Origin of the sequence: Butyrivibrio sp. AE3006 (genome assembly GCF_000424165.1) — a bacterium.
In the GTDB taxonomy this organism is placed as follows: Bacteria; Bacillota; Clostridia; order Lachnospirales; family Lachnospiraceae; genus Butyrivibrio.
Window position 1 is genome coordinate 240,730 of sequence record NZ_KE384145.1, and the last position, 4,811, is coordinate 245,540.

The following is a 4,811-nucleotide window of genomic DNA, read 5'->3' on the forward strand; positions in this document are numbered from 1 at the left end:
TCCCAGCTCTCTAAAGAAGTCAGGATCAAATACCGTGAACACATAGAAAAATATCTGTGTGGAGATGCTCTTTTCTGGAGCAGGAGCTATTTTTGCGCCACAACCGGATCCGTTTCACTTGAGACAGTGAAAAAATATATAGAAAGCCAGCGCACGGATGACCACAAAAGAAAATATGAAAAAACAGGGCGATACAGCAAAGCAAAGCGCTGAGGGCCAGCGATTCATCCCCCACCGACTATGTCGGAAGGAGTTTTCTCGCTGATACATCATAAAATGTTATTTCATATGATTTATCATAGATGCCAGATATCCTGCGCCGAAGCCGTTATCAATATTTACTACACTTACGCCGCTGGCACAGGAGTTAAGCATAGATAAAAGTGCTGACACTCCGCCAAAGGAAGCTCCGTATCCAACGCTGGTAGGTACAGCAATTACAGGGCAGTCCGCCAGACCGCCGATAACGCTTGCAAGGGCTCCCTCCATTCCGGCGATGGCGATTATGACTCTTGCTGACATTATCTCATCCATGTGTCCAAGAAGCCTGTGAAGACCTGCAACTCCAACGTCATAAAGACGAACCACTTCGTTGCCATAAACCTCCGCAGTTTTGGCTGCTTCCTCAGCTACGGGTATATCGCTGGTGCCACCTGTTGCCACAACTATTTTGCCTCTTCCGTCCTTCTCAGGAAGGCTTCCGACTATTCCCACATGACTAAGCTCATCATATGAAAAATCTGTGATCTCTTTTTTCAGAAGCTCTGCCGCTTCATCCTTCATCCTTGTGATAAGAACTGTTTTTTGACCATTTTCACGCAGACTTTTTGATATCCTAAGTACCTGCTCGGGAGTCTTGCCTGCACCGTAAATAACCTCTGCCGCCCCTTGTCTTACACCTCTGTGAAAATCAGGCTTGGCAAAACCAAGGTCTTCAAAAGGAGCCTCTTTAAACTTAAGCATTGCCTCATCAACGGAAGTGGTACCCTCCGCCACACTTTTTAACATCTGTTCCAATTCTTTTTTGTCCATTCTTATGTCACCTCATATAATATGAATCAAGTCTTTTGAAGAACATTCTCTCTAATAAATATAACCCTCTCTGTGCAGGGAGAAAACCTAAAATATTGAATAAAAAAATCCCGCGGCAAGCAGGATTTTTGCTGCGTGCCGCGGAACCGAATTCCTTAAATATAGTTTTTATCAGATAGCTGCGAAGCCCTTCTCAAGGTCAGCAATGATATCATCGATATGCTCTGTACCGATTGAGAGTCTGATGGTGCTCTGGGTGATGCCCTGATCCTTCAGCTCCTCATCGGAAAGTTGTGAATGAGTTGTAGTTGCAGGATGGATAACAAGGCTCTTTACATCAGCTACATTTGCAAGCAGTGAGAAAATCTCAAGGTTATCAATGAACTTCCATGCTTCCTCTTTGCCGCCCTTGATCTCAAATGTGAAAATTGAAGCTCCGCCGTTAGGGAAATACTTCTCATAAAGTGCATGATCAGGGTGATCCTCGATAGAAGGATGATTTACCTTAGCTACCTTGGGATGATTCTTAAGGAACTCAACTACCTTCTTTGTGTTCTCTGCATGTCTGTCAAGACGAAGTGATAATGTCTCAACACCCTGAAGAAGCAGGAATGCGTTGAAGGGTGAAAGTGTTGCACCTGTATCTCTAAGTAAAATAGCTCTGATATATGTTACGAATGCAGCAGGGCCAACCACATCATAGAATGAAACTCCGTGGTAGCTGGGATTGGGGGCTGCGATTCCGGGATACTTGCCGCTTGCCTTCCAGTCAAACTTACCGGACTCCACGATAACACCGCCAAGGGTTGTGCCGTGTCCGCCGATGAACTTTGTAGCTGAATGAACAACGATATCAGCGCCGTGCTCAATGGGTCTGATGAGGTAAGGTGTTCCGAATGTGTTATCAATAACAAGAGGAAGACCATGCTTATGAGCAATCTCTGCAATTGCATCGATATCCGGAATATCACTGTTGGGATTGCCAAGGGTCTCAAGATAGATTGCTCTTGTGTCATCCTTAATAGCTGCTTCAACTTCGCTTAAATTATGTGCATCAACAAATGTGGTGTTAATTCCGTACTGAGGAAGTGTGTGTGCCAGAAGATTGTAGCTTCCGCCATAGATAGTCTTCTGTGCTACGATATGTCCGCCATTTGCAGCAAGAGCCTGAATGGTATAAGTGATTGCTGCTGCGCCGGATGCAACTGCAAGTGCTGCACTTCCGCCTTCAAGAGCTGCGATTCTCTTCTCAAAAACATCCTGGGTTGAGTTTGTAAGTCTTCCGTAAATATTACCTGCATCTGCAAGTCCGAATCTGTCAGCCGCATGCTGGCTGTTTCTGAAAACATAAGAGGTAGTCTGATAGATCGGAACTGCTCTTGCATCTGTTGCCGGATCAGGCTGCTCTTGTCCTACGTGTAACTGTAATGTCTCAAATCTGTAATCACTCATTTCATCATCCTCCTGCTTTATATTCTGTTTTTCTGCGCTTTTTTTATTGAAACCAATGATACATATATTTACATACTGTGTCAATAGGTAAATAGGCAAAACGCAAAAAAAATTCTGCCGCCTGTAAATCTTAACTTCCAGTCATTTTACCACTCAAAATCAAAGCCCTGATGAAATGCTTTCGGCAAGAGCTTCTTTCTCGGTTTCATATCTGTTCGGAAGCAAACAAAAGAAAAAGAAATAACCACTTTACAGTCAATATTTGTTTTTTCTTAAATATCTTTGATGATCTTCCCGTCGATTACCTGTACGAAACCTTCTTTCTGATTTGCCATCCTGTTTTTGTCTTTCTTCAGCGTAGTAGGCGAATATGGTAACATCACGTCATGAAAGGCAAACGTGTTCAGGTTGACTGACGGTTCATATTGTTTAATGCATTCCGTCAGATCAATAAGATTTCTTTCTTTGTCTTCATTCTTAACCGACGCGTCCCACACGATATGCGCCACCAGATTCACAGATTCGGGATCGGTCGATTTATCAATCACTATCGCGTCATCTATATATTCTTTTTCTTTTATCCTGTTTGCTATATCAAATAAATAAATGTTTCGACCATCCGACGTTCTGACGGTATCCTTCAATCTTCCCCATATATAAACAAACCCTTTTTCATCTATCTCTGCCAGATCTCCGGTGCATATCCATCCGTTTACCTTTGTCTTTGCAGTCAACTCCGGTTTGTTGTAATACCCCTTCATTATTGAATTACTCTTTATTCTCAGCTCGCCCCTCTGATTGTATCCAAGTTCATTTCCGTTTTGATCAAACACACCTACATTAAGGCCCGCAAAGGGGATTCCAATGCTCATAATGGGCTTACTAAAATCATATCTTACGTGTTCAAACTCTGAACAAGCCGAGGCAAAAACTTCCGACGAGCCATAGGCGCTTGCCAGGCCTCTGTCAGAACCGGTTTTCCTCAATATCTCCTGCCATCTGATAAATTTATTCGAATCTGTACCTTCTCCTCCGACCACCCAGGATTTAATGTATGAGAAATCAAAGCGGCTTCCTCTCCGAATTTCCGCATCCAGTCTGTTAAAAAAAGCTTCCCATGCACTTCCGGTAGAACAAACCACGTTCACATGATATTTTGTGAGCTGCCTGTAAAAATCCTTTTCCGAAACCCGGGGATCCATAACAATCGTCATCCCCCGATACAGCGGCAACAAAAACAGGATATTAAGAGACGTTGCTGCAGTGGGCGGAAAGTGATTCAGGCATCTTTCACCTTTAAAATATTGGCAGCCCGAAGCATCCGCCATTGATAGCTGTGTTAATACTGATTCATTCGTAGCGACAACACCTTTTACGACACCACCTACCGTAGTTCCGCTGGATGATGTGATAAAAGTATTTCTTTCCCGGACAAAATCGGCCCTTAACTCGCCATCATACCCACCGGCAAGTTTCCTCGCCTCGCGGATCGATAAATACTTCTTTTCCTTAGGGATCTTAGTCTTGCCCTTAAGTCCTGATAAAGCAGATACTATTTGTTTTTTAGGAGCGGACATCGCATCCGTGATCTTTGCCACAATAACAGTTTCAAATCGTTCCTTGGTAAACTCCCCTTTCACTTTCTCCCACATCTGGTCAAAAACGATTGCGATCTTACACTCTGCTGTTTCCTCCGCCAAGGCCTCCGGGCTTATTGCCAGCTTCAGGAAATATGGACATGCACCAATATAATTCAAAGCCAAAGCCATATAACAGATATCCGGCATAAATGGGCCGTAAAACGCAACAATCTCGTTTTCTCTAACTCCCAATGCTTTAAATGCTTTAGCCCACAAATAGACATTATCTATGAACTCTTTTCTGGAGATTGATCTTCCGAAGTATTCCAGCGCGGGAATGTCCATATGCTTTTTTAAGCTATCTTCGATCACATCCCATACTGTCTTATTCTCCGGAATTTCATTCGCTTCTTTTTCGGCATTCTCACGATAGTATTTCAGCCAGGGCTTATCTACCGAAGGATATCCTGTCTGTCTGTCTGTCTGTCTGTCTGTCTGTCTGTCTGTCTGTCTGTTAAAATCATATTTCCTCGCTCCCCTTTGTCAAGTAAAATGTACCCATAAAAATGGACACATGACCTTTCTGAAATCTCACTTTTCGGACACCATCTTTCATCCTTTTGGAAGTGGCATCCCCGTAAAGTGGACACGGTTTTTATGGAAAACCCCGTTTTCTGGACACAGCATCTCACGTTTGTGTCCAGATGTTGTAAAATACAATCAATTGGAGGTTATATCATGCTAAGC

The 4,811-nt window shown here is 43.4% G+C and carries 4 protein-coding genes; 1 reads left to right on the forward strand and 3 read right to left on the reverse strand.

The window, feature by feature from the left end; translation table 11 throughout:
- Positions 1 to 213: transposase (locus tag G603_RS21025; RefSeq protein ID WP_035793931.1), on the forward strand; the 213-nt coding region annotated here is incomplete at its 5' end.
- Between the two features lie 66 nt (positions 214 to 279).
- Here the strand turns inward: G603_RS21025 and larB are convergent.
- The 3 genes from larB to G603_RS0118035 form a co-directional block, all read right to left on the reverse strand.
- Complete coding sequence (gene larB / locus G603_RS0118025) at positions 280 to 1,032, reverse strand: nickel pincer cofactor biosynthesis protein LarB (RefSeq protein ID WP_026671050.1); 753 nt, start codon at positions 1,030 to 1,032, stop codon at positions 280 to 282.
- Positions 1,033 to 1,203: 171 nt separating this feature from the next.
- Positions 1,204 to 2,484, reverse strand: coding sequence for an O-acetylhomoserine aminocarboxypropyltransferase/cysteine synthase family protein (locus G603_RS0118030; protein ID WP_026671051.1), 1,281 nt, complete (start codon positions 2,482 to 2,484; stop codon positions 1,204 to 1,206).
- A gap of 272 nt (positions 2,485 to 2,756) precedes the next feature.
- Positions 2,757 to 4,436 carry a class I adenylate-forming enzyme family protein gene (locus tag G603_RS0118035; RefSeq protein WP_026671052.1) on the reverse strand — a complete coding sequence of 560 codons (1,680 nt, stop codon included), beginning with the start codon at positions 4,434 to 4,436 and terminating at the stop codon, positions 2,757 to 2,759.
- Positions 4,437 to 4,811: the final 375 nt, after the last annotated feature.